Genomic DNA, 21953 nt, shown 5'->3' with positions numbered 1-21953 from the left:
GGTGACCCGGCGCCTGCCACCTGACACCGGCGCAGGAGCCCGCGGGAGGCCGTACCGCTGTAAGGGTGAGGGAGGGGACAGGCCTCAACCGCGCGGCGTGGCGCCGGTCGTCTCCGGCGAGGTCTCGGCCGTCCGCTCCCCGGGCGCCCCGGACCGGCTGCCCGGGAGGTGGTTGAAGAGCAGGTTCAGGGCGATCGCGGTGAGGCAGCCCGCGCTGATGCCGCTGTCCATCACCGTCTGGAACCAGTTGGGGAACCGCGCATAGATGTCCGGCACTCCCACCGGGAGCAGTCCGACGGCGACCGACACCGCGACCACCGTGAGGTTGTGGTTGTCCCGGAAGTCGACGCCCGCCAGCGTCCGCAGCCCGCTCGCCGCCACCGTTCCGAACATCACCAGGCCCGCGCCGCCGAGCACGGGCGCCGGGATCGCCGCCACCACCGCGCCCAGCTTGGGCAGCAGCCCCAGCAGGACGAGCATGCCGCCCGCGGCCGCGACGACCCACCGGCTGCGCACCCGGGTCATGCCGACGAGGCCGACGTTCTGGGCGTAGGCCGTGTACGGAAAGGTGTTGAAGACGCCGCCGAGCACGGTCGAGAGCCCGTCCGCCCGCAGCCCGTCCGCGAGCCGGCGCGGCTGGACCCCGCGGTCCGTCATCTCGCCGACCGCGATGAAGTCGCCGGTCGTCTCGGTCATGGTGACCAGCGCGACCACCAGCATCGACACGATCGCAGCGCCCTCGAACGACGGGGCGCCGAAGTGGAAGGGCGTGCTGACGCCCAGCCAGTCCGCGCTGCCGACCCCGTCGAAGCCGCTGTAGCCAAGCGGGACCGCGACGGCGGTGCCCGCGATGATGCCGGCCAGCACCGCGACCCGGCCGAGGAGGCCCGGCGCGAAGCGCTGCACGGCGAGGACGGCCAGGAGCACTCCGGCCGCGAGCGCGAGGTTCTTCGGTGCGCCGTGGTCCGGCGAACCGGACCCGCCCGCCGCCCAGTTGCCCGCGACCGGCAGCAGCGAGAGGCCGATGATCAGGATCACGGTGCCGGTCACGAGGGGCGGGAAGAAGCGCAGCAGCCGCCCGAAGACCGGTGCGAGCAGGATCATCGCCAGACCGGCGACGATGACGGACCCGTAGATCGCGGGCAGCCCGCCGTCCCCGGTGCCGATCAGCACCATGGGCGACACGGCCGCGAACGTACAGCCCTGCATGATCGGCAGCCGCACGCCGAACCGCCACCACCCCACGCACTGCAGAATCGTGGCGATCCCGCACACCAGCAGATCCGCGTTGATCAGATACGCCAGATCCGCGGGCGGCAGCTTCATCGCGCCGCCCACGATCAGCGGTACGGCCACCGCGCCCGCGTACATGGCCAGCACGTGCTGCAGGCCGAACGCGCCGAGCCGGGCGGCGGGCGGGAGCTCGTCCACGGGGTGGGCGGAGCCGGGTGGCAGGAACCGGTGAGCGGTTGTCGACATGGGGACTCCTCGACACAAGCGGTACGCGCGGATCGCGTGCCGACACGGTAGGCCGCTTGAACAGTTTGTTGAAGTCCCTGAGTGTCGCGTTCTTGTGCCACGGGGCGCGGGCCGTACCGTAGGACCGCGCGGGAGACCACGGGAGACCGCGGGGCCGTTGCGCCGCCTGGCGTTCCAACACCCGCCCCTTATAGGTCACTTCCGCCATACGGGACCGTCTGAGACTCTCCTGTGACCGATCCTGGCCGAGACCGGACCCCTGGAGAAGCCATGACCGCAACCCCGTTCACCCGCCGCCACGGCATCAGGGCCGCGGCGGCAGCGGCCCTCGCACTCCCGATCGCCGCCCATGCGGAACCAGCGGCGCAGGCGCAGGCCGCGGGCCCGGACGTGTCCGAGGAGTCATCGGCGTCCGAGAAGCCGTCGGCGTCCGCGGCGGCCGCGTCCGGGGGCGGCGCCCGGCAGTTGCGCACCATGACCTTCAACCTCCGCTACGCCGGCGACACTCGGCCCCACTCCTGGGCGGAGCGCCGCCCCGTGATGCGGGAGCTGCTGCACCGCGAGTCGCCCCACCTGCTGGGCACCCAGGAAGGTCTCTACGGGCAGCTGCGGGACATCGAGTCCGACCTCGGCCCGCGCTACGACTGGATCGGCACGGGCCGCGAGGGCGGAAGCCGCAGCGAGTTCATGGCGGTCTTCTACGACAGGGCCCGCCTCGCCCCGGTCGAGTACGACCACTTCTGGCTCTCCGACACCCCGTATGTGATCGCTTCCAACACCTGGGGCGGCTCCATCACGCGGATGGTCACCTGGGTGCGCTTCGAGGACCGGGGCACGGGCGGCCAGTTCTACGCCCTCAACACGCACTTCGACCACCGCGGCCAGTACGCGCGGGAACGGTCCGCGGCCCTGATCGCCGAGCGGCTCGGGCAGCTCGACACCGCCCTGCCCCGCATCGTCACCGGCGACTTCAACGTCCCCGCCCACGCCAACCCCGTCTACGACACGATGCTCGGCGGCGGCAGCCTGGTGGACACCTGGGACACGGCGGAGCGCCGCAGCCCGCAGTACGCGACCTTCCACGGCTACCGGCCGCTGGTCCCGGACGGCGACCGGATCGACTGGATCCTCACCTCGCCGGACGTCCGCACCCCCTACGCCGCCATCAACACCTTCTCCGCCCACGGCCAGTTCCCCAGCGACCACCTGCCGGTGCAGGCGGTGCTGGAGTTCTGATCGGGGGATCGTGAGCACGGTGCTCACGGCTCTCGCGGCGTCGACGTCCGGTCGGGCTCGACGGCGACTTCGCGTACGAACGGCTCGGTGCGGTCGGCCGCGTGCGGCTGGGACGGCTCGAGGGGTTCTCCTCGACGAGAACGGTGTTCCCGGGAGCCGCTCGGCGAGCTCGGACAGGGAGCCGGGCTCAGGCGAGGCCGGGCTCGGCGGAACGAGCCGCGGTCAGGCGGCGTGGTCAGGCCGCGCGGTCAGGCCGCGCGACGCTCAAACTGGGGTACTTGGATCGGCCGCGATCCCGGCCCGCCCACGTGTGAGAACGGCTGCGTGCGCCAGTCCAGGCCCTCCGGGAGGGTGAGCAGCAGCCCGGCGTCCCGCTCGTGCGCGTCGAACGAAGCGTCGGCGGGCGTCGTCTCGGCGACTCCGCGCCCCGTGCCGGGGCAGACCGTGAGGCCGAAGGGATTCCACGGCGTACGGACCAGCGCGTGCTCCGGCAGTACGTCCTCGTCCGCCAGCAGCGCGATCGGCCGCGCGCAGTCCGGGCAGATCACCCGGAACATCTCGTAGGTTTCGTCGGTACTGTCCTCGTCGCCGTCGTCCGCCACCGCCTCGAGGCCTGCCGGCTCGAGAACCGTGCTCTCCGGCACGGGCTGGGTGCGGTCGCTGTGACCAGGGCGCTTCAGGTTACGCATGGAGTAACTCCCCCTCCGGGTGGGCCGACAAAGGCGCTGCGGCCTCGACCACAGCAAGCATTTCCCTGACAGCCCCGCGGGTAATCGCGGCGCTCCCGCGGACAGGTTCCGGAGTGTGTGGTGTTCGTCACATGCCGCTTGCAGGTGCCCCCTCCGTGAGCCGTGAATTCGTCGCGTCTGCAGCCGAGTTCGGCTCCCGGCTCCCGGCCGGCGAGTGCGGTGAGGCCGAGACCGGGGAAAGATCGTTGCCGTGGAAAGGCGTGGAAGCGCGCGGAAAGGCGTACAGACGCACGGAAAGGCGTGGAAGCCGCGGGAGCCCCGGAAGCCCTGGGAAGCCGTCGAAAGGAATCAGCAGTGACCGCCCAACGGATCGGCCCGCCCCTGGTCGCAGGTGAGCGCGAAATGCTGCGCGCCTTCCTCGACTACCACCGCGCCACCCTCGCCATGAAGTGCGACGGCCTCTCCGACGAGGATCTGCGCCGCCGGTCGATGCCGCCCTCGACGCTCTCGCTCCTCGGCCTGGTGCGGCACATGGCCGAGGTGGAGCGCGCGTGGTTCCGCCGGGTGATCAACGGGGAGGACATCCCGCTCGTGTGGTCGGACGAGCGCGACTTCCAGGCGGCGTACGACGCGAGTGCGGCCACGCGGTCGGAGGCCTTCGACGCCTGGCAGACGGAGGTCGAGCACGCGCGCCGTATCGAGCGGGAGGCGGAGTCGCTCGACGTGACCGGCTACGAGCCCAAGGGGGGCGAGGACGTGTCGCTGCGACTGGTGATGCTGCACCTGATGCACGAATACGCCCGGCACAACGGGCACGCCGACTTCCTGCGCGAGGGAATCGACGGGACCGTCGGGGTCTGACCCGGCGCCGCCTCGCCGCCGACCCGTGGCGACCGCCGGGCCCCCATCTCAGGTGTGCCAAGGGCCCCAGGTCACTGTAGGTTCTTGCGCTGTGGAGGAACTGGACCGGCAAATCGTGGAACTGCTCGTCAAGGACGGGCGCATGAGCTACACCGATCTGGGCAAGGCCACCGGCCTGTCCACCTCGGCAGTGCATCAGCGCGTCCGCCGCCTGGAGCAGCGCGGCATCATCCGCGGCTACGCGGCCGTCGTCGACCCCGAGGCCGTCGGCCTGCCGCTCACCGCCTTCATCTCGGTCAAGCCCTTCGACCCGAGCGCCCCCGACGACATTGCGGACCGGCTGGCCGACGTGCCCGAGATCGAGGCGTGCCACAGTGTCGCGGGCGACGAGAACTACATCCTCAAGGTGCGCGTCGCCACACCGCTCGAGCTGGAGAACCTGCTGGCCCGGATCCGCTCCAAGTCCGGGGTGTCCACCCGTACGACGGTCGTGCTGTCCACGCCGTACGAGGCCCGGCCGCCGCGCATCTGACCCCGGGCGCGGGACGACTCCGCGAGCATCGGCCCCCCAGGAGCGGGGCGGCTCCGCCGACGGGCGACACTGAGATCATGCTGAATGACTCCGCCCCAGTCCAGGCCGAAGGCCGCACCGTGCTGCTGCGCGGAGGCACCGTCCACAGCCCCGCCGACCCCTTCGCCACCGCCATGGTCGTCGAGCGCGGCCAGGTCGCCTGGGTCGGCTCCGAAGGAGCCGCGGACGCCTTCGCGGACGGCGTGGACGAGGTCGTACGGCTCGACGGTGCCCTCGTCACCCCCGCCTTCACCGACGCGCACGTCCACACCACCGCGACCGGCCTCGCCCTCACCGGCCTGGACCTCTCCGGTGCCCGGACGCTCCCCGAGGTCCTCGGCCGCGTCCGTGCCCACGCCGCCGCCCGCCCCGGTGACCGCGTCCTGCTCGGCCATGGCTGGGACGCCACCCGCTGGCCCGAGCAGCGGCCCCCGTCCCGGGCGGAGCTGGACGAGGCTGCGGGCGGACGGCCCCTCTACCTCACCCGCGTGGACGTCCACTCGGCCGTCGTGACCAGTGCGCTCCTCGAGCTCGTTCCCGGGCTCGCGGGACACCCCGACGCGCCGCTCACCGGCGACGCCCACCACGCCGTACGCCGTACCGCCCACGCCGCCCTCACCCTGCAGCAGCGCGCCGAGGCCCAGCGCGCCGCCCTCCGGCACGCCGCATCCCTCGGCATCGGCGCAGTCCACGAGTGCGCGGGGCCCGACATCTCGGGCGAGGACGACCTCACCGCGCTGCTCGCCCTCACCACCGAGGAGCAGGGCCCCCGGGTCTTCGGCTACTGGGCCGAGCAGGTCACCGGGGCCAAGGACGCCGACCGCATCCGCGACCTCGGCGCGATCGGCGCGGCCGGGGACCTCTTCGTCGACGGCGCGCTCGGCTCCCACACCGCCTGCCTCCACGAGCCGTACGCCGACGCGGACCACACCGGCAGCGCCTACCTCGACGCCGCCGCCGTCGCGGCCCACGTCACGGCCTGCACCGAGGCCGGGCTCCAGGCGGGCTTCCACGCCATCGGGGACGCCGCCGTCGCGACCGTCGTCGAGGGCGTACGGGCGGCTGCCGAGCGGCTCGGGCTCGCCAGGATCCGTGCCGCGCGCCACCGCGTCGAGCACGCCGAGATGCTCACGCCGGAGACCGTCGCAGGTTTCGCCGAGCTGGGGCTCACCGCGTCCGTCCAGCCCGCGTTCGACGCCGCGTGGGGCGGCGAGGAGGGGATGTACGCCCGGCGGCTCGGCGCCGAGCGGGCCCGCACCCTCAACCCGTACGCGGCCCTGCTGCGCGCCGGCGTGCCGCTCGCGCTCGGCTCGGACAGCCCGGTCACACCCCTCGACCCGTGGGGCACGGTGCGCGCCGCGGCCTTCCACCGGACCCTCGACCACCGCATCTCGGCGCGCGCCGCCTTCACCGCCCACACGCGCGGCGGCTGGCGGGCCGTCGGCCGCGACGACGCGGGTGCGCTCGTGCCGGGCGCTCCGGCCGACTACGCGGTCTGGCGGACCGGTGAACTCGTCGTCCAGGCGCCGGACGAGCGGGTCGCCCGCTGGTCGACCGACCCGCGCTCGGGCACGCCGGGACTGCCCGACCTGACCCCCGGCGGCGACCTCCCGCGGGCCCTGCGCACCGTTGTGGGCGGACACACGGTCTACGCACGGCCGAACGAGTGACGTACCGGGGTGGCGCACAGCGGAACGCCGCGCCCGGGGCCTGTCGCGCCACCTGCGGATCTTTCCCACTGACCTGCTGCATCGTCAAATTTGCGCAGGTCAAACGGCTGTTGACAGACCGCGGGCGGCGGCCGGTAGGTTCGGCCGAGTCCACCACAGGACGTCCGACCGGGGAATCTCCACACAGTCGCCGAACGCCGCTGGGCCATGGGGTGGCGCGCCGCACGGTGCGCCACCACTGGGAGCCAGGTCCAGCGCCCGCGCCACGGGGGCGAAGGAAGGTTCCGGCCGGCCGGCTGGTGTGACCCGGGTGGGGCCCGGACGTCCAGTAGACAACGGCTTTCGGTAGACCCGCAGCCAGCGGGTCCCAGGTCGGCCCGAAGGGCGCCGGGCCCCGATCCGCCGATCGCCTCCGGCGCGGTCGGCCATCTTCGAGGCGCGGTGGCAGTCTCTCGCTGCCGCCTGCTTTCGCTCCCGCCTCCTTTCGCTCCCGTCTGCCGACCGTGCGTCGGCCTCCCCCCGGCTGACCACGGGCGGGGATTTCCCCCGGTCCTTACGGAGTCTTCCCCCGTCCCAAAAGGGCCGGGTGGGCGGGGAGCGCAGGGGCGCGGGGCCCGGTAAGGGAAAGCGGAGCCTCCGCCGGCCTGGGTGAGGACCGGGGTCCATATCCCCGCCTTCGCGATGTACGGTCGCTTCACGACTTCGCTCGACCTGCAGGAAGGCCGCGACCGTGTCACCGGGCCCCCACACCACCGCCGCGAACCCCGCCGGGGAAGCACCCCGTGCCAACCGCGAAGCGGATCTCCCTGGAGCGACCCGAGAGACCTCGAGCCCCGCGGGCCGCCCCGCCGACGGTGACGAGAAGGCCGCACACGCCCAGGCCGCGGAGCCCTCCGAGCCCGCAGGGCCGGAGGCCGCGCGGGGCGGCGCGGGTGCCGTGGCGCGGCCGGGCCGCCCCACGCGCGCGTACCGGCTCGCCCGCCGCGAGGCGCCCCGTACCGGCCTCGCTGCAGCGGCCGGCATCGCCCTCGCCGCCGCCTTCCCGCCGTACGACGTCTGGCCGCTGTCCCTGCTCGCGGTCGCCGCGCTGAGCCTGCTCACCCACGGCAGGACGGCCCGCCAGGGAGCCTGGACCGGGTTCGCCCTCGGCCTGCCCTTCTTCTTCGTGCTGCTCCGCTGGCTCCATGTGGTCGGCTACGACGCGGTGTTCGGCCTCTCCGTCGCCGAGGGGGCCTTCCTCGCCGCGCTGGGCGCGGGCCTCGCGCTCACCTCCCGGCTGCCGCTGTGGCCGCTGTGGGCCGCGAGCCTGTGGGTGGCCGAGGAGTGGGCCCGCGACCGCGTTCCGTTCGGCGGATTCCCCTGGGGCCGCCTGGCGTTCGCGAACACCGGCTCGCCCTTCACCCCGCTCGCCGCGCTCGGCGGCGCCCCGCTCGTCACCTTCGCCGTCGCGCTGAGCGGCACCCTGCTCGCCGCTGCTGCGCTCGCCACCTGGCGGCTGCGCCGCGCCCCGCGGACCGCACGGGCCGCGCTCCCCGCCGCCACGGCCGCAGCCCTCGCCGTGGCGGTCGGTGCCGCCGGATACGCCGTGCCGGTCCCGACCGCCGCCGACGACCATGTGAACATCGCCGTCGTCCAGGGCAACGTCCAGCAGGCCGGCATGGACTTCCTGGGCCGCCCCATGAAGATCCTCAACAACCACGTCGACGCGACCCTCGACCTCGCCGAGGACGTGAAGGCGGGCCGCGCGCAGAAGCCCGACCTGGTGATCTGGCCTGAGAACGCCTCCGACCTGGACCCGTTCCAGTCCCCGGAGGCGCATGCGCGGATCGACGAGGCCGTCAGGGCGATCGGCGTGCCCGTCCTCGTCGGCGCCCTCGTGGACCACCCCACCGAGGAGGGCTACGTCGAGAACCAGGGCATCGTCTGGGACCCGGAGTCCGGCCCGGGCGCCTCGTACACCAAGCAGCACCCGGTGCCGTTCGGCGAGTACGTGCCCTTCCGCGACCAGCTGAGCAAGGTGATCTCGCGGCTGCAGCGGGTGCCGCGCGACTTCTACCCCGGCGATCACAGCGGTGTACTGCAGACCGGCCCGGCCCGGCTCGGCGACGTCATCTGCTTCGAGATCGCCTACGACGAGATCGTCCGTGACACGGTGAACGACCGTGCCCGCGCCCTCGTCGTACAGACGAACAACGCCACCTACGGCCGCACCGGGCAGCCCGAGCAGCAGCTGGCCATGTCCAAGCTGCGCGCCGTCGAGCACGGCCGCGCCGTCGTCACCGCCGCCACCAGCGGGATCAGCGCCATCGTGGCGCCCGACGGCACCATCGAGCAGCGCGCCGGGGAATTCACCCGCGACGTGCTCACCGCGCGCCTCCCATTGCGTGACGACACGACCGTCGCAGACCGCGTCGGCGCCGGCCCTGAGTGGGCGCTCGCTATGGTGGGCCTTCTGTCCTGCGCCGCCGCGATCGTGCTCGGCCGGCGGGGACGGGAACGGGGAGTTACGGACGAGAAGGGGCAGCAGTGAACGACGGCGGGCAGAGGCAGTACGGTCCTCTCGGCAGCGTCTTGGTGATCATTCCGACCTACAACGAGGCCGAGAACATCAAGCCGATCGTCGGCCGGGTGCGGACCGCCGTGCCCGAGGCGCACGTCCTCGTCGCCGACGACAACAGCCCGGACGGCACCGGCAAGCTCGCCGACGAGCTCGCGGCCGAGGACGGCCAGGTCCACGTACTGCACCGCAGGGGCAAGGAGGGCCTGGGCGCGGCCTATCTCGCGGGCTTCCGCTGGGGCATCGAGCACGGCTACGGCGTACTCGTCGAGATGGACGCCGACGGCTCGCACCAGCCCGAGGAGCTGCCGCGGCTGCTGACCGCGCTCAAGGGCGCTGACCTCGTGCTCGGGTCCCGCTGGGTCCCCGGCGGCCGGGTGGTCAACTGGCCCAAGTCGCGCGAGTTCATCTCCCGCGGCGGCAGTCTGTACTCGCGCCTGCTGCTCGATGTGCCGATCCGCGATGTCACGGGCGGCTTCCGGGCGTTCCGCAAGGAGACCCTCGAGGGCCTCGGCATGGACGCGGTCGCCTCCCAGGGCTACTGCTTCCAGGTCGACCTGGCCTGGCGGGCGGTCAAGGCCGGGTTCCACATCGTCGAGGTGCCCATCACCTTCATCGACCGCGAGTTCGGCGACAGCAAGATGAGCCGCGACATCGTGGCGGAGGCGCTGTGGCGGGTCACCGCCTGGGGCGTGGGCTCCCGGGTGAACCGCCTCCTGGGCCGCAAGTCCTCGCGCTGAGCCCGCCGCCTCCGCACCGGGATCCCGGGTCGTCAGTCCGTCGGTTCGGCCGGCGGCGGGCGGCCCGGTTCGGCCTCCTCCGTCTGCGGCGAGCCCCGCGGTCCCGTACCGGCCTCGTCCGTGTCGGGCAGCTCCTCGCCCTCTTCCTCCTCCAGGAACTCCTCGTCCTCGTTCTCGCCCTGCTCCTCCTCCGCATACCACTGGTCGGGGGCCTTGGCCCCGCCCGCCTGCTGGTCCGGCATGTCCCGGGGGACACCGCGGCCGTGCTCGCCGGAGTCCGGTGAACGCTCGCTCATGCCTCCATCCTCACTCCCCGTGGGGATTCTGCGTGAACGGCCGGGTACCCGCGGACGCTCATCCCATCACCCCGGGCGCCGCGAGCACCGCCAGCAGGGCAAGACCGGCCACCGCCCAGGCCACGTAGTCGCCGATGTGCCCGGACTGCAGCCGTCGTACGGGTGCGAGCAGCGCCGCCGTGCGCCCCGGGGACGGCCGCCGCACGCCCAGGACGGCCAGGACGCAGGCGAGCAGCACCGAGAGCAGCCCGAGGAGCACTCCGGCGGCCGTCCAGTGCGGGGCGGTGACGGTCACCGGAGGTGCGGTGAGGCCGTCCAGCACGGCCCGTTCATAGGTTTCGTGGCCCGCGAAGAGCTCCCCGGCGCGCCCGGCGCCCGCCGCGAGAGTGGGGACGAGGCCCACGGCGAGCGCTCCGGCCAGCAGCGCCGAGGGCACCGCGAGCATGGTGTCGGGGATCCGGCCGAGGGGCGCGGTGGTCTCCGGCTCCTCATCGCCAGGCGTCTCCTCGACGCCCTCCGGCTCCTCGCCCGGCCGCGGCCCCGCGCCGCCGAAGACCCGCAGACCGGCGCGCAGGACCGCGCCGCCGGTCACCGCGGACACCAGCACGAAGACGGCGACGAGCCAGTGCGCCTCGTGCCCGGCGGCCTCCTCCGCAACCGCCTTGCCCAGGGCGGTGCCGAAGGGCGGCAGCCCGGCCAGGGCCAGGCTGCCGAGCAGGAACAGGGCCCCGGTCAGGCGCAGTTCGCGAGCACGGCCGTACAGCTCGTGCTCGTCCACGGAGGCGTACCGGTCCAGCAGGATCCCGGTGCAGGCGAACAGGGCGGCCTTCACGCCCGCGTGCCCCAGGACGTACAGCGCCGTCCCGGACGCGCCCTCCGGCGACAGCACGGCCACCCCGATCAGGAAGAGCCCGGTGTGCGCCACCGTGGAGAAGGCCAGCAGCCGCTTCAGATGCCGCTGTTGCCAGCACATCGCCGCACCGAGCAGCGCCGTCACGACGCCGACGGCGATCAGGGTGCGGGTGACGGCGGAGGCCGGGATGCCGCCCGTTCCGGCGAAGACGGTCCAGTACACCCGCGCCGCGCCGTACACGCCCAGCTCCACCATCACGCCCGACAACAGCAGGCACACCGGCGTCGGCGCCTCCGCGTGCGCGTCCGGGAGCCAGAAGTGGAACGGGACCGCCGCCGCTTTGATCAGCATCCCGGCCGTGACCAGCACGAAGGCCGCGAGCACCAGGGCGTCCGGATCGCCCGGGCCGAGCCGCCGGCCGATCTGGGCGAGCCCCAGCTCGCCCGTCCGCGCGTACAGCATCCCGATGCCGAGCAGCATCGCGTATCCACCGAGGGAGCCGACGACGCCGAAGGCCAGCGCGCCCTGGAGCGGCCGGGGCTCCTCGACGCGGTAGCCGGTCAGCGCGTAGGCGACGACGCCCATCAGCTCGAAGAAGACGAAGGCGTTGAACAGGTCGCCGGTGAGGCAGAAGCCGCACATCCCGGCCTGGAAGAGCAGGATCAGCGCGGGGAAGGAACCGGCGTGGCCGCGCGGCGGCTCGTCGAAGTACCGCCAGGAGTAGACGAGTACGGCAACGACGAGGAGCGAGATGAGCACCGCGAGGCCGAGCCCCATCGGGTCGCCGACGAGGACGATGCCGACACCGGAGCCGCCGTCGTCCGGGCGCCAGCCGCCCACCCAGTCGACGGCGTACGGATCGCCTGCCGCGACCTCGGCGAGCGCCGTGACGGCCACGGCCGCCGTGCCGACCGCGACCGCGCAGCCGACCGCGTCGGAGGCGATGCGCGGCAGCCGCCTGCCCACGGCGACCAGCACGGCCGCGCCCAGCAGGGGCACGGCCACGGTCAGCGGCAGGAGGGTCGCGGCGGTCAACCGGTCACCCCTTCAGTTCCGACAACTCGTCGGGGTCCACGGTCCCGTGGCGCTTGCGGAGCTGGACGACCAGCGCCAGCAGCAGCGCGGTCACGGTCGCGCCCACGACGACATCGGTGAGGGTGAGCGCCTGCACGACCGGGTCGACGGTCCGGGCGTTCCTCGGGACGTCCGAGAAGACCGGGGCCGTGCCGCCGTCGCGGTAGCCCACGGCCAGCAGCAGCACATACGTCGAGGACTGGGTGACGGCCAGGCACCCCACCGCGTGAATCAGGTCGCGGCTGGTCACCAGGCCGTACACGCCGAGCAGGAAGACCCAGCAGGCGACCAGATACGGCAGCACGCTCACGCGTCCTCCTTTCCCGGGCGCTCCTCCGCGTGCGCCGGGCCGGCGATCACCACGGCCTGGTCGAGGAAGCGGGCGAGCAGGACGACCACTCCGCAGGCCACCTCCATGCCCACGGCGGCGTTCAGCAGGGTCACCGTGCCGCCGGAGGAGAGGGTGTTGAACGTGCCCAGCGGCAGGACGTTCGCCAGGAACGCGGATCCGGCGAGCACGGCAGCCAGCCCCGTGATCACGTACGCGGCTTCGGCGGCCGCGTCCCCGACCTCGTACAGCCCGACCGGGCGGATGCGCTCCAGGGCCCGGTAGTCGTCGGCGATGTAGAGCAGGTGCAGCGCCGTGGCCACCACGATGCCGCCCTGGAAGCCGCCGCCCGGGCTCAGTGGGCCGTGCGCGACGATGTACAGCCCGACGAGCAGCGTGACCGGCAGCAGCATCAGGCCGAACCGGCGGATGTCCGCCGGCACCTGAGCGGGCTCCGGCGCGGTGCGGCGCCGCTCGCCGGCGGTCCGCCGCAGCAGCACCGACGTTCCCAGCACGGCGGAGAACAGGATCGTCTGCTCGCCGAGCGTGTCCAGCGACCGCTGGTCGAAGTTGACGGACGCCACGGTGTTGGCGGTGTGCCGCCGCAGCGCCGCCCGCACGGACCGGTCGCCGTACGGATGGTCGTCGCCACCGAACGGCGGCAGGTCGAGGCAGGCGAGTACGAACAGCGCCGCGACCACGGCCGCGGACGCGACGAAGAGTCCGGCGCGGCCCCGCCGGCTCACCGGTCCCCGTTCCCGTCCCGCGGGCCGCCCCTCGGGCCGCGCTTCACTTTCCGTACGGTCAGCAGGATCATCAGCGGGGTCAGGGCGGAGCCGACGGCCAGCTGGGAGAGGGCGACGTCCGGCGCCTGCACGAAGGTGAAGAGCAGGGCCAGGGAGAGGCCGAGGAAGGACAGCACCAGCGCCTGGCGGGCGGGGTCGCGGTTGAGGACGGCGGCCGTCGCCGCGGCGGCCACCAGGAGCAGCGCCCCTGCGATGAGCACGTCAGTCATGAGCGGCCCTCGCGTCCGGCGTCGCGGCCCCGGGTCCCAGTTCCCCGGTTCCCGCGCTCGTGACCAGGCCGCCCGCGGTCAGCAGGGCACCGATCACCAGCAGCTTCGCCATCTCCCTGCCGGGACCGGTGGCCACGCACAGCGGTACGACGGTCGCGGGGACCCCGGCCACCGCCGTCCAGCGCACCAGCCGTGAGCCGGGCAGGCCGCCGAGGAAGCGCGCGAACACCAGGCTTCCCGTGGGTCCGAGGACGGACAGCACCAGGGCGAGATCCAGATACGCGGGGCGGCCGAAACCGCGCGCGGCGAGGAGCAGCGTCATCGCCCCCAGCAGCGAGGTCAGATTCTGGGCGACGAGCCGGTCGCGCGGTGAGCCCCGGGAGATCCGCCACAGGGCGGGTACGAGGGCGGCGAGAGGGGCGAGCGCCGCTGCCAGCCAGCCGTCGGAGGAGCTCATCGCCGCTCCGCTCGCCGCTCCGCCGCCCGGCGCGCGGCGTGTGCGGCGACCGCGGCCACGAGCGCCGCGGCCGCGCCCACGGCCGCTTCGAGCGGGTCGACCGCCGACACCAGGACCAGCCAGAGCCCGGTCAGCCCGGCCCACCACAGCAAGATCTCCGACAGACCCCTCATGAGCCGGGAGCGTAGGCGCTGCGGGTCGCCGGTGGTCAGCGCCGCGCCCGGGCGGTACGGCGGCTCATCGAACGCCGCTCGCTCTCGTCGAGACCGCCCCAGATGCCGGAGTCCTGGTGGTGCTCCAGCGCCCACTCCAGGCAGTGCTTCCGCACCCGGCAACGTCCGCAGACGGCCTTCGCCGACTCGGCCTGCTGAGTCGTGGCGGGGCCTGAGACGCCGATGGGGAAGAAGAGTTCCGGGTCCTCGTCACGGCAGGCGGCGCTCTGACGCCAGTTCATGGGGGCCACTCCTTCCGCGCCCGCGCGCGGGCGCCTTGGTTTCCTTACGCGTTGTCGCACAGGTCGAAGTCCGCAGCCCGCGTACCCGTGGGACCCGGGTCAATGCACACTGGGAGACATGACGACCGGCCTGCCGAACCAGCCACCGCCCACCCGCCCCCGGCGCTCGCGCGCCCGCATGTTCCTCCCGCTGGGCGTGGCCGCCTGGCTGGTGCTGGAGATCTGGCTGCTGACGGTCGTGGGCCGCGCCTTCGGCGGGTTCACCGTCCTGGTGCTGCTCGTCGCCGGGGCGGTGCTCGGCGGTTACGTGATCAAGCGCGCCGGGCGCAGGGCCTGGCGCGGGCTGACCGCGAACGTCCAGGCGGCGCAGGCCGCGGCGGCGTCGGGGCGACCGCTCGACGAGACGGCGGCGAGCGCCGAGAGCAGCGGCAACACCCTGCCGATGATCGGCGGGCTGCTGCTGATGATGCCGGGGCTGATCTCGGACGCGGCGGGGCTGCTCTGCATCTTCCCGCCGACGCGGGCGCTGCTCCGCCGCCTCCTGGAGCGGTCGCTGGAGCGCCGGATGCGGCTCGCGGCGGAGTCCGGCCCGTTCGGCCACGCCTACCAGCAGGCCGCCCAGTCCCGTATCCACCACCCCGACGGGAAGGTCGTCCAGGGCGAGGTCGTCCACGAGGACCGGCCAGGCGGCGAGCCGCCCCGCGACGACGGACCCCGCCCGCCGCTCACGGGCTGAGGCACCTTGGGCTTGTTGAGAGCATGAAGAAGGCCGCGCGCGCCGGGAGCGCTTACGCGGACTTGCGGTTGTCCCGCGGATGCACGGCGATGTTCATGGCGCCGGAGCGCAGGACCGCCAGCCTCTCGGCCAGCACCTCCTCGAGCTCCTCGCGGGTGCGCCGCTCCATGAGCATGTCCCAGTGCGTACGCGCGGGCTTGCCCTTCTTCTCCTCAGGGCCCTCGCCATCCACCAGAAGTGCCTGGGCGCCGCACGCCCTGCACTCCCACTCCGGCGGGATTTCCGCCTCTACCGAGAACGGCATCTCGAATCGATGGCCGTTCGGGCATGCGTACTCCACCGCCTGGCGCGGGGCCAGATCGATGCCGCGGTCGGTCTCGTAGCTGGTCACCACGAGGCGCGTGCCGCGGAGAGCTCGCTCACTCATGAATCGTGCCTCCCGGGCTTGTCGCCCACAGGACAGGTGTCGCTGTCGTCGTCATCCGGTGCAACGTCCGGTCGGCGGTTAAGATTCCCGTTGCGGGTCATGCGTCGCCCGTCGTGCCGCCCCTTGTTGTACCCACCAGCGCCCGGTTTGTCACATCTGGCAGCAGATGTCACCCAGCGTTTTCGCCTCTTTAGCGAGCAGTAACGGTCCATCCGGTGAGTCAAGGGCGTACACTACCGTCCTTCGGGCGTGGACCCGAAATCCGGCCGGAATTCCCGCCTGGACCGGCCTTCCTCCGCCCCAGCGTCAGGCCCGCGTCCGGCCCGCCTCTCGCCTAGATCCGCTCCGGTACGGGATTGCCCGCGGCCGCCACCGCCCGGCGCACCGGCACCCGCGCGAGCAGCCCGAATCCCACCGCGAAGAACAGCACCAGCGAGATGATCGCGTCCCGGTAGCTGCCGGTCAGCTGGTAGGTCAGGCCGAACACCAGCGGCCCGAGCCAACTCGTCCCGCGGTCGCTCAGCTCGTACGCCGAGAAGTACTCCGCCTCCTTGCCGCGCGGCACCAGCTGCGAGAACAGCGACCGCGACAGCGCCTGGCTGCCGCCCAGCACCATCCCGATCGCCGCCGCGAGCACGAAGAACCATACGGGCGCCCCCGCCGGCAGGAAGTAGCCCGTGCCGATCGTCAGCGTCCACGCCGCCAGCGAACCGAGGATGGTGCGCTTCGCGCCGTAGCGCCGGGCCAGCCGGCCCATGCCCAGAGCCCCCGCCACGGCCAGTACCTGCACCAGCAGGATCGCCGTGATCAGCGTCGTCTGGTCGAGCCCGAGCTCCTCCGAGCCGTATACGGACGCCTGTGAAATCACCGTCTGCACCCCGTCGTTGTAGACGAGATACGCGAGCAGGAACATCAGCGTCAGCGGGTAGCGGCGCATGTCCCGCAGGGTCGCCCGGAGTTGCCGCCACCCGCCGCCCAGCGAGCCCGCCCCGTCCGGGCCTCCGTCCGGGCGCCCGTCCGCGCCGCGCGGCACTCCCCGGTCCCGCAGCCTCCGCAGCGGCACGACCGCGAACGCGCCCCACCACAGCCCGGCCGCCGCCAGGCAGATCCGCACCGCCGTCCCCTCCGACACCCCGAAGCTCTCGTGCCCCGAGTACAGGACCAGGTTGGCGATCAACACCAGGGCTCCCGAGGCGTATCCGAGCGCCCAGCCGCGCGAGGAGACCGTGTCCCGCTCGTCCGGCTCGGCGATCTGCGGCAGGAACGCGTTGTAGAGCACCATCGACACGGAGAGGGAGGCGTTCGCCACGATCAGCAGAGCCCCGCCCAGCAGATAGCGCTCCCCTTCGAGGAAGAACAGCCCCGCCGTCGCCCCCGCCCCCAGATACGCGGCGGCCGCCAGCAGCGGCTTCTTGCGGCCCGTACGGTCCGCGACCGCCCCCACCAGGGGCATGACCAGCACGGCCAGCAGGATCGACGCCGACACCGCGTAGGCGAAGAAGGACCCCGCCCGCACCGGCAGCCCCAGCGGGTGCACATATCCGTCCGCGTCCGCGGCCGCCTTGGCGATCTCCGTCAGATACGGGCCCACGAAGACGGTGAGCACGCTCGTCGAATAGACCGAAACCGCCCAGTCGTAGACGTACCAGCCGCGCTGTTCCCGCCGCCGCTCGGCGGCCTTTTCGGCCGCGGTCCCGGCTGCCGGCCCGCTCGCGGTTTCCATGCCCATGCGGGCCCCCTCGTCGTCCCCGTCGCCGCGGTCCAGGGCTCACCGGCGACGAGCCGGGGGGAAGGGGCATGGTCAGGCCCAGGCCCCGCGGGCGGTCAGCACCGTGCGCAGCGTGTCGATGTGGTCGGTCATGATGCCATCCACTCCGAGGTCGAGGAGCGAGGTCATCCGGTCCGCGTCGTTCACCGTCCACACGTGCACCTGCAGCCCGCGCGCGTGCGCGGCCCGTACGAACGCGCGGTCCACGACCCGTATCCCGGACTGGCGCTCCGGCACCTGCACCGCGACCGCGGTGCGCCGCACGCGGGCCGGCAGGCCGTACGACCGCAGCCGCAGGCCCACGACGCCCCGGGTGCCGTACGAGGTCGCCAACCGCGGTCCGGCCAGCTTCAGAGCGCGGGTCACCCGGCCCTCCGAGAACGAACCGATGCACACCCTGTCCCACGCGCCGGTCCGCCCGATCAGCTCCACCAGGGGTACGAGGGCTGCCTCCGCCTTGATGTCCACGTTCCAGCGCGCCTCGGGGAAGCACTCGAGCAGTTCCTCGAAGAGCGGCACAGGTTCCGACCCGGCCACGCGCGCGTGCCGCACCTCCGACCACGGCAGCTCCGCGATCCGCCCGCTCGCGTCGGTGACCCGGTCCAGGGCCGGGTCGTGGAAGGCGACCAGCGTGCCGTCCGACGTGGCGTGGACATCGGTCTCCAGGTAGCGGTAGCCGGCGCCGATCGCGCGCCGGAAGGCGGCCGCGGTGTTCTCCAAGCCGTCCGCGGCCCCGCCCCGGTGGGCGAAGGCGAGCGTGGCCGGATGCTCGAGGAAGGGGTGCAGTGGAGTCACCGCGGCAGTATGGCGTCCTCCGCGGGACCGCCGTGAGCCACCACAAGTGAACGCGGGCCGTCCGGCAGCGAAATCGCGAACACCCGCAGGAAGAGCTGCGAGAGCGGCCCGATCGCCAGCGCGTACGCCACGGTGCCCACCCCCACGGAGCCGCCGAGGACGAAGCCCGTCGCGAGCACCGACACCTCGATCCCGGTCCGTACGAGTCGTATCGAGCGGCCTGTTCGCCGGTTCAGGCCGGTCATCAGGCCGTCGCGCGGCCCTGGTCCGAAGCGCGCCGAGATGTAGAGACCGGTCGCGATGCCGTTCAGCACGATCGAGGCGGCCAGCAGCGGGACTTGCAGGCCCAGGCCGTGAGGAGCCGGAACGACCGCCAGGGTCGCGTCCATCGCGAGGCCGACCACCACGACGTTCGACACCGTGCCGAGCCCGGGGCACTGGCGCAACGGGACCCACAGCAGCAGGACGGCCGCGCCGACGATGATCGACACCACGCCGATCGACAGCCCGGAGTGCTCCGAAACCCCCTGGTGGAACACGTCCCAGGGGTCGAGGCCGAGGCCCGCGCGCACCTGCAACGCCGCGCTCGCGCCGTACAGCACCAGACCGGCGTACAGCTGGACGAGGCGCCGGGTGAGCCTGCGCGACGACCGTCCCGGCTCGTGCGGTCCTCCCCGCCTGCCCGGCCCTCCCCGTTCGCCTGGTCCTCCGTCTCCGTGTGATCCACTCCATCCGCTCCATCCGCCCGATCCGGACAAAGTTCCCTCCCCGGTGGTGAAAGTGGCCTGGCTCGTGCCACCCTGTGGCAGGAGAATGGACTGCTTCCATGGCCAATCCGGGGAAGGTGGACTGGAAAGATGGGTCAGTGGACTTCGGCGGTGGGTGCCGCCCAGCTCGCCCGGCTGCTCCGGTCCCAGAGCGCGGCCGCGCGTGAGACCGCGGCCGGCCGCAGGTTGCCCGCCTACCGCGCGCTCGCCGACGGGGTGCGCCTGCTCGTCCTCGAGGGCCGGGTCCCGGTGGCGGCCCGGCTCCCGGCCGAGCGCGAGCTCGCCGCCGCGCTCGCCCTCAGCCGTACGACCGTGGCATCCGCGTACGAGGCCCTGCGCGGCGAGGGGTTCCTCGAATCGCGGCGCGGAGCAGGCAGTTGGACCGCCGTTCCCGCGGGCAGCCCGCTGCCCACCCGCGGCCTCGACCCGCTCCCGCCCGAGGCGGCCGGTTCGATGATCGACCTCGGCTGCGCGGCGCTGCCCGCCCCCGAGCCCTGGCTCACCAAGGCCTTCCAGGGCGCCCTCGAAGGGCTCCCGCCGTACGCCCACACCCACGGCGACTATCCGGCAGGACTCCCCGACCTGCGCCAGGCCCTCGCTGACCGCTACACCGCCCGCGGAATCGCGACCATGCCCGAGCAGATCATGGTGACCACCGGCGCCATGGGCGCCGTCGCCGCTATCTGTCATCTCTTCGCGGCCCGCGGTGAGCGCGTCGCCGTCGAGTCGCCGTCGTACGCCAACGTGCTGCAGCTGATGCGCGACGCCGGGGCCCGGCTCGTACCGGTCGCCATGGCCGACGGGCTCACCGGCTGGGACATCCCGGTCTGGCGGCAAGTGCTGCGGGACGCCGCGCCGCGCATGGCGTACGTGATGGCCGACTTCCACAACCCCACCGGCGCTCTGGCGAGCGAGGACCAGCGGCGGGCGATGGTGGCGGCCGCGCGCGCCGCCGGCACCGTCCTGGTCGTCGACGAGACGATGTCCGAGCTGCGCCACGACCCGGAGGCCGAACTGCCGCCGCCGGTCTCGGCGTTCGACCCCGCGGGCAGCACGGTCGTGACGGTCGGGTCCGCAAGCAAGGCCTTCTGGGCCGGACTGCGCATCGGATGGGTCCGCGCGGCCCCCGACGTCATCCGCAGCCTCGTCGCCGCCCGCGCCTACACCGACCTCGGCTCTCCCGTCGTCGAACAGCTCGCCGTCACCTGGCTGCTGGGCGACGGCGGCTGGGACGCGGCGGGCGACATCCGCCGCACCCAGGCGCGTGAGAACCGCGACGACCTGGTCGCCGCCCTCGGGCGGCACGTGCCGGGGTGGGAGTTCACCGTCCCCAGCGGCGGCCTCACGCTCTGGGTCCGCACCGGCGGCCTGTCCGGCTCGCGGATCGCGGAGGCGGGCGAGCGGCTCGGCGTACGGGTGCCGTCGGGGCCGCGGTTCGGCGTCGACGGGGCCTTCGAGGGCTTCGTACGGCTGCCGTTCACGGTCGGCGGCGCGCTCGCGGAAACCGCGGCCACCCGCCTGGCGGCCGCGGCCCACCTCGTCGAGACCGGCGCACCCGCGGCGGCCGACACCCCGCGCAGCCTGGTGGCCTGACGGGCCGCCGCCGACTCGTCCAGCCGGCCGACCGAGTTGACCTCACCAACTCACCTAGCCGACCTTCGCCCAGCCCATGCTGCGCTCCACAGCCTTCTTCCAGCCGTCGTAGCCCTCCTCGCGCTGTTCCTCGCTCCACTGCGGGTCCCAGCGCTTGGACTCCGCCCAGTGGGTGCGCAGTTCATCCGTGTCCCGCCAGAACCCGGTGGCGAGCCCGGCCGCGTAGGCGGCGCCGAGTGCGGTGGTCTCGGCGACGACCGGGCGGCTGACCGGTACGCCGAGAATGTCGGCCTGGATCTGCATGCACAGGTCGTTGGCGGTCACGCCGCCGTCCACCTTGAGCACGTCGAGATGGACGCCGGAGTCGCGCTCCATGGCCTCCGCCACGTCGCGGCTCTGGTAGCAGATGGCCTCCAGGGTGGCCCGCGCCAGGTGGCCGCCGGTGTTGAAGCGGGTCAGCCCCACGATCGCGCCGCGGGCGTCGGACTTCCAGTACGGCGCGAACAGGCCGGAGAACGCCGGTACGAAGTAGACCCCGCCGTTGTCCTCGACCGTCAGGGCGAGCCGCTCGCTCTCGGCGGCACTGGCGATGATCTTCAACTGGTCGCGCAGCCACTGCACTGCCGCGCCCGTGACGGCCATGGAACCCTCGAGGGCGTAGATCGCGGGGCTGCCCTCGAACTGGTAGGCCACGGTGGTCAGCAGTCCGAACTGCGAATGGACCGGCTCCGTACCGGTGTTGAGCAGCAGGAAGTTGCCGGTGCCGTAGGTGTTCTTGGCCTCGCCCGGCGCGAAGCAGACCTGACCCACGGTCGCGGCCTGCTGGTCGCCCAGCACCCCGGCGATGGGAATGGCGGCGCGCAGCGGCCGGGTGGTACGGGCCTGGCCGAAGGCCTCGGCGTGGGCCGAGGGGTTGATGCGCGGCAGCATGGCGCGCGGGACGCCGAAGAAGCCCAGGAGTTCCTCATCCCAGTCCAGCGTCTCCAGGTCCATCAGCATCGTGCGGCTGGCGTTGGTCACGTCGGTGGCGTGAATGCCGCCGTCGGGCCCGCCGGTGAGGTTCCACAGCACCCAGCTGTCGGTCGTGCCGAACAGCGCGTTGCCCGCTTCCGCGGCCTCGCGCAGCCCGTCGACGTTCTCCAGCAGCCACTGGATCTTGCCGCCGGAGAAGTAGGTCGCCGGAGGAAGGCCGGCCCTGCGCCGGATGACATCGCCGCGGCCGTCGCGGTCCAGGGCCGCGGCGATGGCATCCGTACGGGTGTCCTGCCAGACGACGGCGTTGTAGTACGGGCGGCCCGTGCGAGGGTCCCAGATCACGGTCGTCTCGCGCTGGTTGGTGATGCCGATCGCGGCCAGGTCGGCGGCCGTCAGCCCGCCGTTCCGCAGCGCGTTCTGCATCACGGTGTTGGTGCGCTCCCAGATCTCCACCGGGTCGTGCTCGACCCACCCCGAGCGCGGCAGGATCTGCCGGTGCTCGAGCTGGTCCCTCGCCACCTCGTTGCCCGCGTGATCGAAGATCATGAAACGGGTGCTGGTGGTTCCCTGGTCCACCGCACCGACGAACTCTGGCATCTCTGCCGCCTCTCG

General features: G+C 73.1%; 23 protein-coding genes. 8 read left to right on the top strand and 15 right to left on the bottom strand.

Going from position 1 to position 21953, the window contains the following annotated elements; translation table 11 throughout:
- Nucleotides 1–84: 84 nt before the first annotated feature.
- Entirely contained in the window at nt 85–1479 is a 1395-nt protein-coding gene (locus tag ACTWQC_RS02545; protein ID WP_443313813.1) for a nucleobase:cation symporter-2 family protein, read from the bottom strand.
- Nucleotides 1480–1749: 270 nt separating this feature from the next.
- Between ACTWQC_RS02545 and ACTWQC_RS02540 the strand changes: the two genes are divergently transcribed.
- On the top strand, nt 1750–2715 hold the full coding sequence (locus tag ACTWQC_RS02540; RefSeq protein WP_443313812.1) for an endonuclease/exonuclease/phosphatase family protein: 966 nt from the start codon (nt 1750–1752) through the stop codon (nt 2713–2715).
- A 248-nt stretch (nt 2716–2963) separates the two neighbouring features.
- Here the strand turns inward: ACTWQC_RS02540 and ACTWQC_RS02535 are convergent, their stop codons facing one another.
- Nucleotides 2964–3404 (bottom strand): hypothetical protein, encoded by a 441-nt coding sequence (locus tag ACTWQC_RS02535; protein ID WP_443313811.1) that lies wholly within the window; start codon nt 3402–3404, stop codon nt 2964–2966.
- A gap of 402 nt (nt 3405–3806) precedes the next feature.
- On the opposite strand from ACTWQC_RS02535, the gene ACTWQC_RS02530 reads away from it, so the two are divergent.
- The 5 genes from ACTWQC_RS02530 to ACTWQC_RS02510 all read left to right on the top strand — a co-directional run bounded on the left by ACTWQC_RS02530 (nt 3807) and on the right by ACTWQC_RS02510 (nt 9803).
- Nucleotides 3807–4265 carry a DinB family protein gene (locus tag ACTWQC_RS02530; RefSeq protein ID WP_443313926.1) on the top strand — a complete coding sequence of 153 codons (459 nt, stop codon included), beginning with the start codon at nt 3807–3809 and terminating at the stop codon, nt 4263–4265.
- A gap of 91 nt (nt 4266–4356) precedes the next feature.
- A complete protein-coding gene (locus ACTWQC_RS02525; protein ID WP_443313810.1) occupies nt 4357–4797 on the top strand; it encodes an Lrp/AsnC family transcriptional regulator in 441 nt (146 codons plus the stop codon).
- Between the two features lie 77 nt (nt 4798–4874).
- Nucleotides 4875–6506, top strand: coding sequence for an amidohydrolase (locus tag ACTWQC_RS02520; RefSeq protein WP_443313809.1), 1632 nt, complete (start codon nt 4875–4877; stop codon nt 6504–6506).
- Nucleotides 6507–7443: 937 nt separating this feature from the next.
- Nucleotides 7444–9036, top strand: coding sequence for an apolipoprotein N-acyltransferase (gene lnt, locus ACTWQC_RS02515; protein ID WP_443313925.1), 1593 nt, complete (start codon nt 7444–7446; stop codon nt 9034–9036).
- The gene (locus tag ACTWQC_RS02510) at nt 9033–9803 is read left to right on the top strand and encodes a polyprenol monophosphomannose synthase (RefSeq protein WP_443313808.1); all 771 of its coding nucleotides are present in this window, start codon (nt 9033–9035) and stop codon (nt 9801–9803) included. The genes lnt and ACTWQC_RS02510 overlap by 4 nt, the downstream gene beginning before the upstream one ends.
- 32 nt (nt 9804–9835) lie before the next feature.
- Here the strand turns inward: ACTWQC_RS02510 and ACTWQC_RS02505 are convergent, their stop codons facing one another.
- The 8 genes from ACTWQC_RS02505 to ACTWQC_RS02470 are packed head-to-tail and all read right to left on the bottom strand — an operon-like array spanning nt 9836 to nt 14280.
- Nucleotides 9836–10099: a hypothetical protein gene (locus tag ACTWQC_RS02505; protein ID WP_443313807.1), complete on the bottom strand. Its 264-nt coding sequence runs from the start codon at nt 10097–10099 to the stop codon at nt 9836–9838.
- A gap of 58 nt (nt 10100–10157) precedes the next feature.
- The gene (locus ACTWQC_RS02500) at nt 10158–11987 is read right to left on the bottom strand and encodes a complex I subunit 5 family protein (RefSeq protein WP_443313806.1); all 1830 of its coding nucleotides are present in this window, start codon (nt 11985–11987) and stop codon (nt 10158–10160) included.
- A 4-nt stretch (nt 11988–11991) separates the two neighbouring features.
- Nucleotides 11992–12336, bottom strand: a complete 345-nt coding sequence (locus ACTWQC_RS02495) for a sodium:proton antiporter (RefSeq protein WP_443313805.1) — start codon at nt 12334–12336, stop codon at nt 11992–11994.
- Nucleotides 12333–13100 carry an MnhB domain-containing protein gene (locus tag ACTWQC_RS02490; protein WP_443313804.1) on the bottom strand — a complete coding sequence of 256 codons (768 nt, stop codon included), beginning with the start codon at nt 13098–13100 and terminating at the stop codon, nt 12333–12335. Before ACTWQC_RS02490 ends, ACTWQC_RS02495 begins: the two co-directional genes overlap by 4 nt.
- Nucleotides 13097–13369, bottom strand: a complete 273-nt coding sequence (locus tag ACTWQC_RS02485) for a Na(+)/H(+) antiporter subunit B (RefSeq protein ID WP_443313803.1) — start codon at nt 13367–13369, stop codon at nt 13097–13099. Before ACTWQC_RS02485 ends, ACTWQC_RS02490 begins: the two co-directional genes overlap by 4 nt.
- Nucleotides 13362–13826 carry an MrpF/PhaF family protein gene (locus ACTWQC_RS02480; protein ID WP_443313802.1) on the bottom strand — a complete coding sequence of 155 codons (465 nt, stop codon included), beginning with the start codon at nt 13824–13826 and terminating at the stop codon, nt 13362–13364. Before ACTWQC_RS02480 ends, ACTWQC_RS02485 begins: the two co-directional genes overlap by 8 nt.
- Nucleotides 13823–13999, bottom strand: coding sequence for a hypothetical protein (locus ACTWQC_RS02475; protein ID WP_443313801.1), 177 nt, complete (start codon nt 13997–13999; stop codon nt 13823–13825). Before ACTWQC_RS02475 ends, ACTWQC_RS02480 begins: the two co-directional genes overlap by 4 nt.
- Nucleotides 14000–14034: 35 nt before the next feature.
- Nucleotides 14035–14280 carry a WhiB family transcriptional regulator gene (locus ACTWQC_RS02470; protein WP_443313800.1) on the bottom strand — a complete coding sequence of 82 codons (246 nt, stop codon included), beginning with the start codon at nt 14278–14280 and terminating at the stop codon, nt 14035–14037.
- A gap of 118 nt (nt 14281–14398) precedes the next feature.
- Here ACTWQC_RS02470 and fxsA point away from each other — a divergent pair, with 118 nt between their 5' ends.
- A complete protein-coding gene (gene fxsA / locus ACTWQC_RS02465) occupies nt 14399–15016 on the top strand; it encodes an FxsA family membrane protein (RefSeq protein WP_443313799.1) in 618 nt (205 codons plus the stop codon).
- Nucleotides 15017–15068: 52 nt separating this feature from the next.
- Here the strand turns inward: fxsA and ACTWQC_RS02460 are convergent, their stop codons facing one another.
- The 4 genes from ACTWQC_RS02460 to yczE all read right to left on the bottom strand — a co-directional run bounded on the left by ACTWQC_RS02460 (nt 15069) and on the right by yczE (nt 18815).
- Nucleotides 15069–15443 carry an RNA polymerase-binding protein RbpA gene (locus ACTWQC_RS02460; protein ID WP_055472566.1) on the bottom strand — a complete coding sequence of 125 codons (375 nt, stop codon included), beginning with the start codon at nt 15441–15443 and terminating at the stop codon, nt 15069–15071.
- Nucleotides 15444–15777: 334 nt separating this feature from the next.
- Nucleotides 15778–17166 carry an MFS transporter gene (locus ACTWQC_RS02455; protein ID WP_443313924.1) on the bottom strand — a complete coding sequence of 463 codons (1389 nt, stop codon included), beginning with the start codon at nt 17164–17166 and terminating at the stop codon, nt 15778–15780.
- Nucleotides 17167–17244: 78 nt separating this feature from the next.
- Entirely contained in the window at nt 17245–18006 is a 762-nt protein-coding gene (locus ACTWQC_RS02450; RefSeq protein ID WP_443313798.1) for a glycerophosphodiester phosphodiesterase, read from the bottom strand.
- Entirely contained in the window at nt 18003–18815 is an 813-nt protein-coding gene (gene yczE, locus ACTWQC_RS02445; protein WP_443313923.1) for a membrane protein YczE, read from the bottom strand. Before yczE ends, ACTWQC_RS02450 begins: the two co-directional genes overlap by 4 nt.
- Before the next feature lie 48 nt (nt 18816–18863).
- On the opposite strand from yczE, the gene ACTWQC_RS02440 reads away from it, so the two are divergent.
- The gene (locus ACTWQC_RS02440) at nt 18864–20366 is read left to right on the top strand and encodes an SCO1417 family MocR-like transcription factor (RefSeq protein ID WP_443313797.1); all 1503 of its coding nucleotides are present in this window, start codon (nt 18864–18866) and stop codon (nt 20364–20366) included.
- Between the two features lie 54 nt (nt 20367–20420).
- Here the strand turns inward: ACTWQC_RS02440 and glpK are convergent, their stop codons facing one another.
- The gene (glpK, locus tag ACTWQC_RS02435; protein WP_443313796.1) at nt 20421–21938 is read right to left on the bottom strand and encodes a glycerol kinase GlpK; all 1518 of its coding nucleotides are present in this window, start codon (nt 21936–21938) and stop codon (nt 20421–20423) included.
- Nucleotides 21939–21953 lie beyond the last annotated feature (15 nt).

Source organism: Streptomyces sp. 8N616, assembly GCF_052246385.1.
Taxonomy (GTDB): Bacteria; Actinomycetota; Actinomycetes; order Streptomycetales; family Streptomycetaceae; genus Streptomyces.
The sequence above is the reverse complement of the archived record's forward strand: the minus strand, read 5'-3'. Positions and strand labels throughout refer to the sequence as shown.

Bases quoted from the DNA above. Each gene is read 5' to 3' on its own strand.
- ACTWQC_RS02505 (WP_443313807.1), bottom strand. From the start codon at position 10,099: ATGAGCGAGCGTTCACCGGACTCCGGCGAGCACGGCCGCGGTGTCCCC.
- ACTWQC_RS02485 (WP_443313803.1), bottom strand. From the start codon at position 13,369: ATGACTGACGTGCTCATCGCAGGGGCGCTGCTCCTGGTGGCCGCCGCG.
- ACTWQC_RS02460 (WP_055472566.1), bottom strand. From the start codon at position 15,443: ATGAGTGAGCGAGCTCTCCGCGGCACGCGCCTCGTGGTGACCAGCTAC.
- glpK (WP_443313796.1), bottom strand. From the start codon at position 21,938: ATGCCAGAGTTCGTCGGTGCGGTGGACCAGGGAACCACCAGCACCCGT.
- fxsA (WP_443313799.1), top strand. From the start codon at position 14,399: ATGACGACCGGCCTGCCGAACCAGCCACCGCCCACCCGCCCCCGGCGC.
- ACTWQC_RS02535 (WP_443313811.1), bottom strand. From the start codon at position 3,404: ATGCGTAACCTGAAGCGCCCTGGTCACAGCGACCGCACCCAGCCCGTG.
- ACTWQC_RS02540 (WP_443313812.1), top strand. From the start codon at position 1,750: ATGACCGCAACCCCGTTCACCCGCCGCCACGGCATCAGGGCCGCGGCG.
- ACTWQC_RS02545 (WP_443313813.1), bottom strand. From the start codon at position 1,479: ATGTCGACAACCGCTCACCGGTTCCTGCCACCCGGCTCCGCCCACCCC.
- ACTWQC_RS02455 (WP_443313924.1), bottom strand. From the start codon at position 17,166: ATGGAAACCGCGAGCGGGCCGGCAGCCGGGACCGCGGCCGAAAAGGCC.
- ACTWQC_RS02475 (WP_443313801.1), bottom strand. From the start codon at position 13,999: ATGAGGGGTCTGTCGGAGATCTTGCTGTGGTGGGCCGGGCTGACCGGG.
- ACTWQC_RS02470 (WP_443313800.1), bottom strand. From the start codon at position 14,280: ATGAACTGGCGTCAGAGCGCCGCCTGCCGTGACGAGGACCCGGAACTC.
- ACTWQC_RS02440 (WP_443313797.1), top strand. From the start codon at position 18,864: ATGGGTCAGTGGACTTCGGCGGTGGGTGCCGCCCAGCTCGCCCGGCTG.
- ACTWQC_RS02520 (WP_443313809.1), top strand. From the start codon at position 4,875: ATGCTGAATGACTCCGCCCCAGTCCAGGCCGAAGGCCGCACCGTGCTG.
- ACTWQC_RS02480 (WP_443313802.1), bottom strand. From the start codon at position 13,826: ATGAGCTCCTCCGACGGCTGGCTGGCAGCGGCGCTCGCCCCTCTCGCC.
- ACTWQC_RS02530 (WP_443313926.1), top strand. From the start codon at position 3,807: ATGCTGCGCGCCTTCCTCGACTACCACCGCGCCACCCTCGCCATGAAG.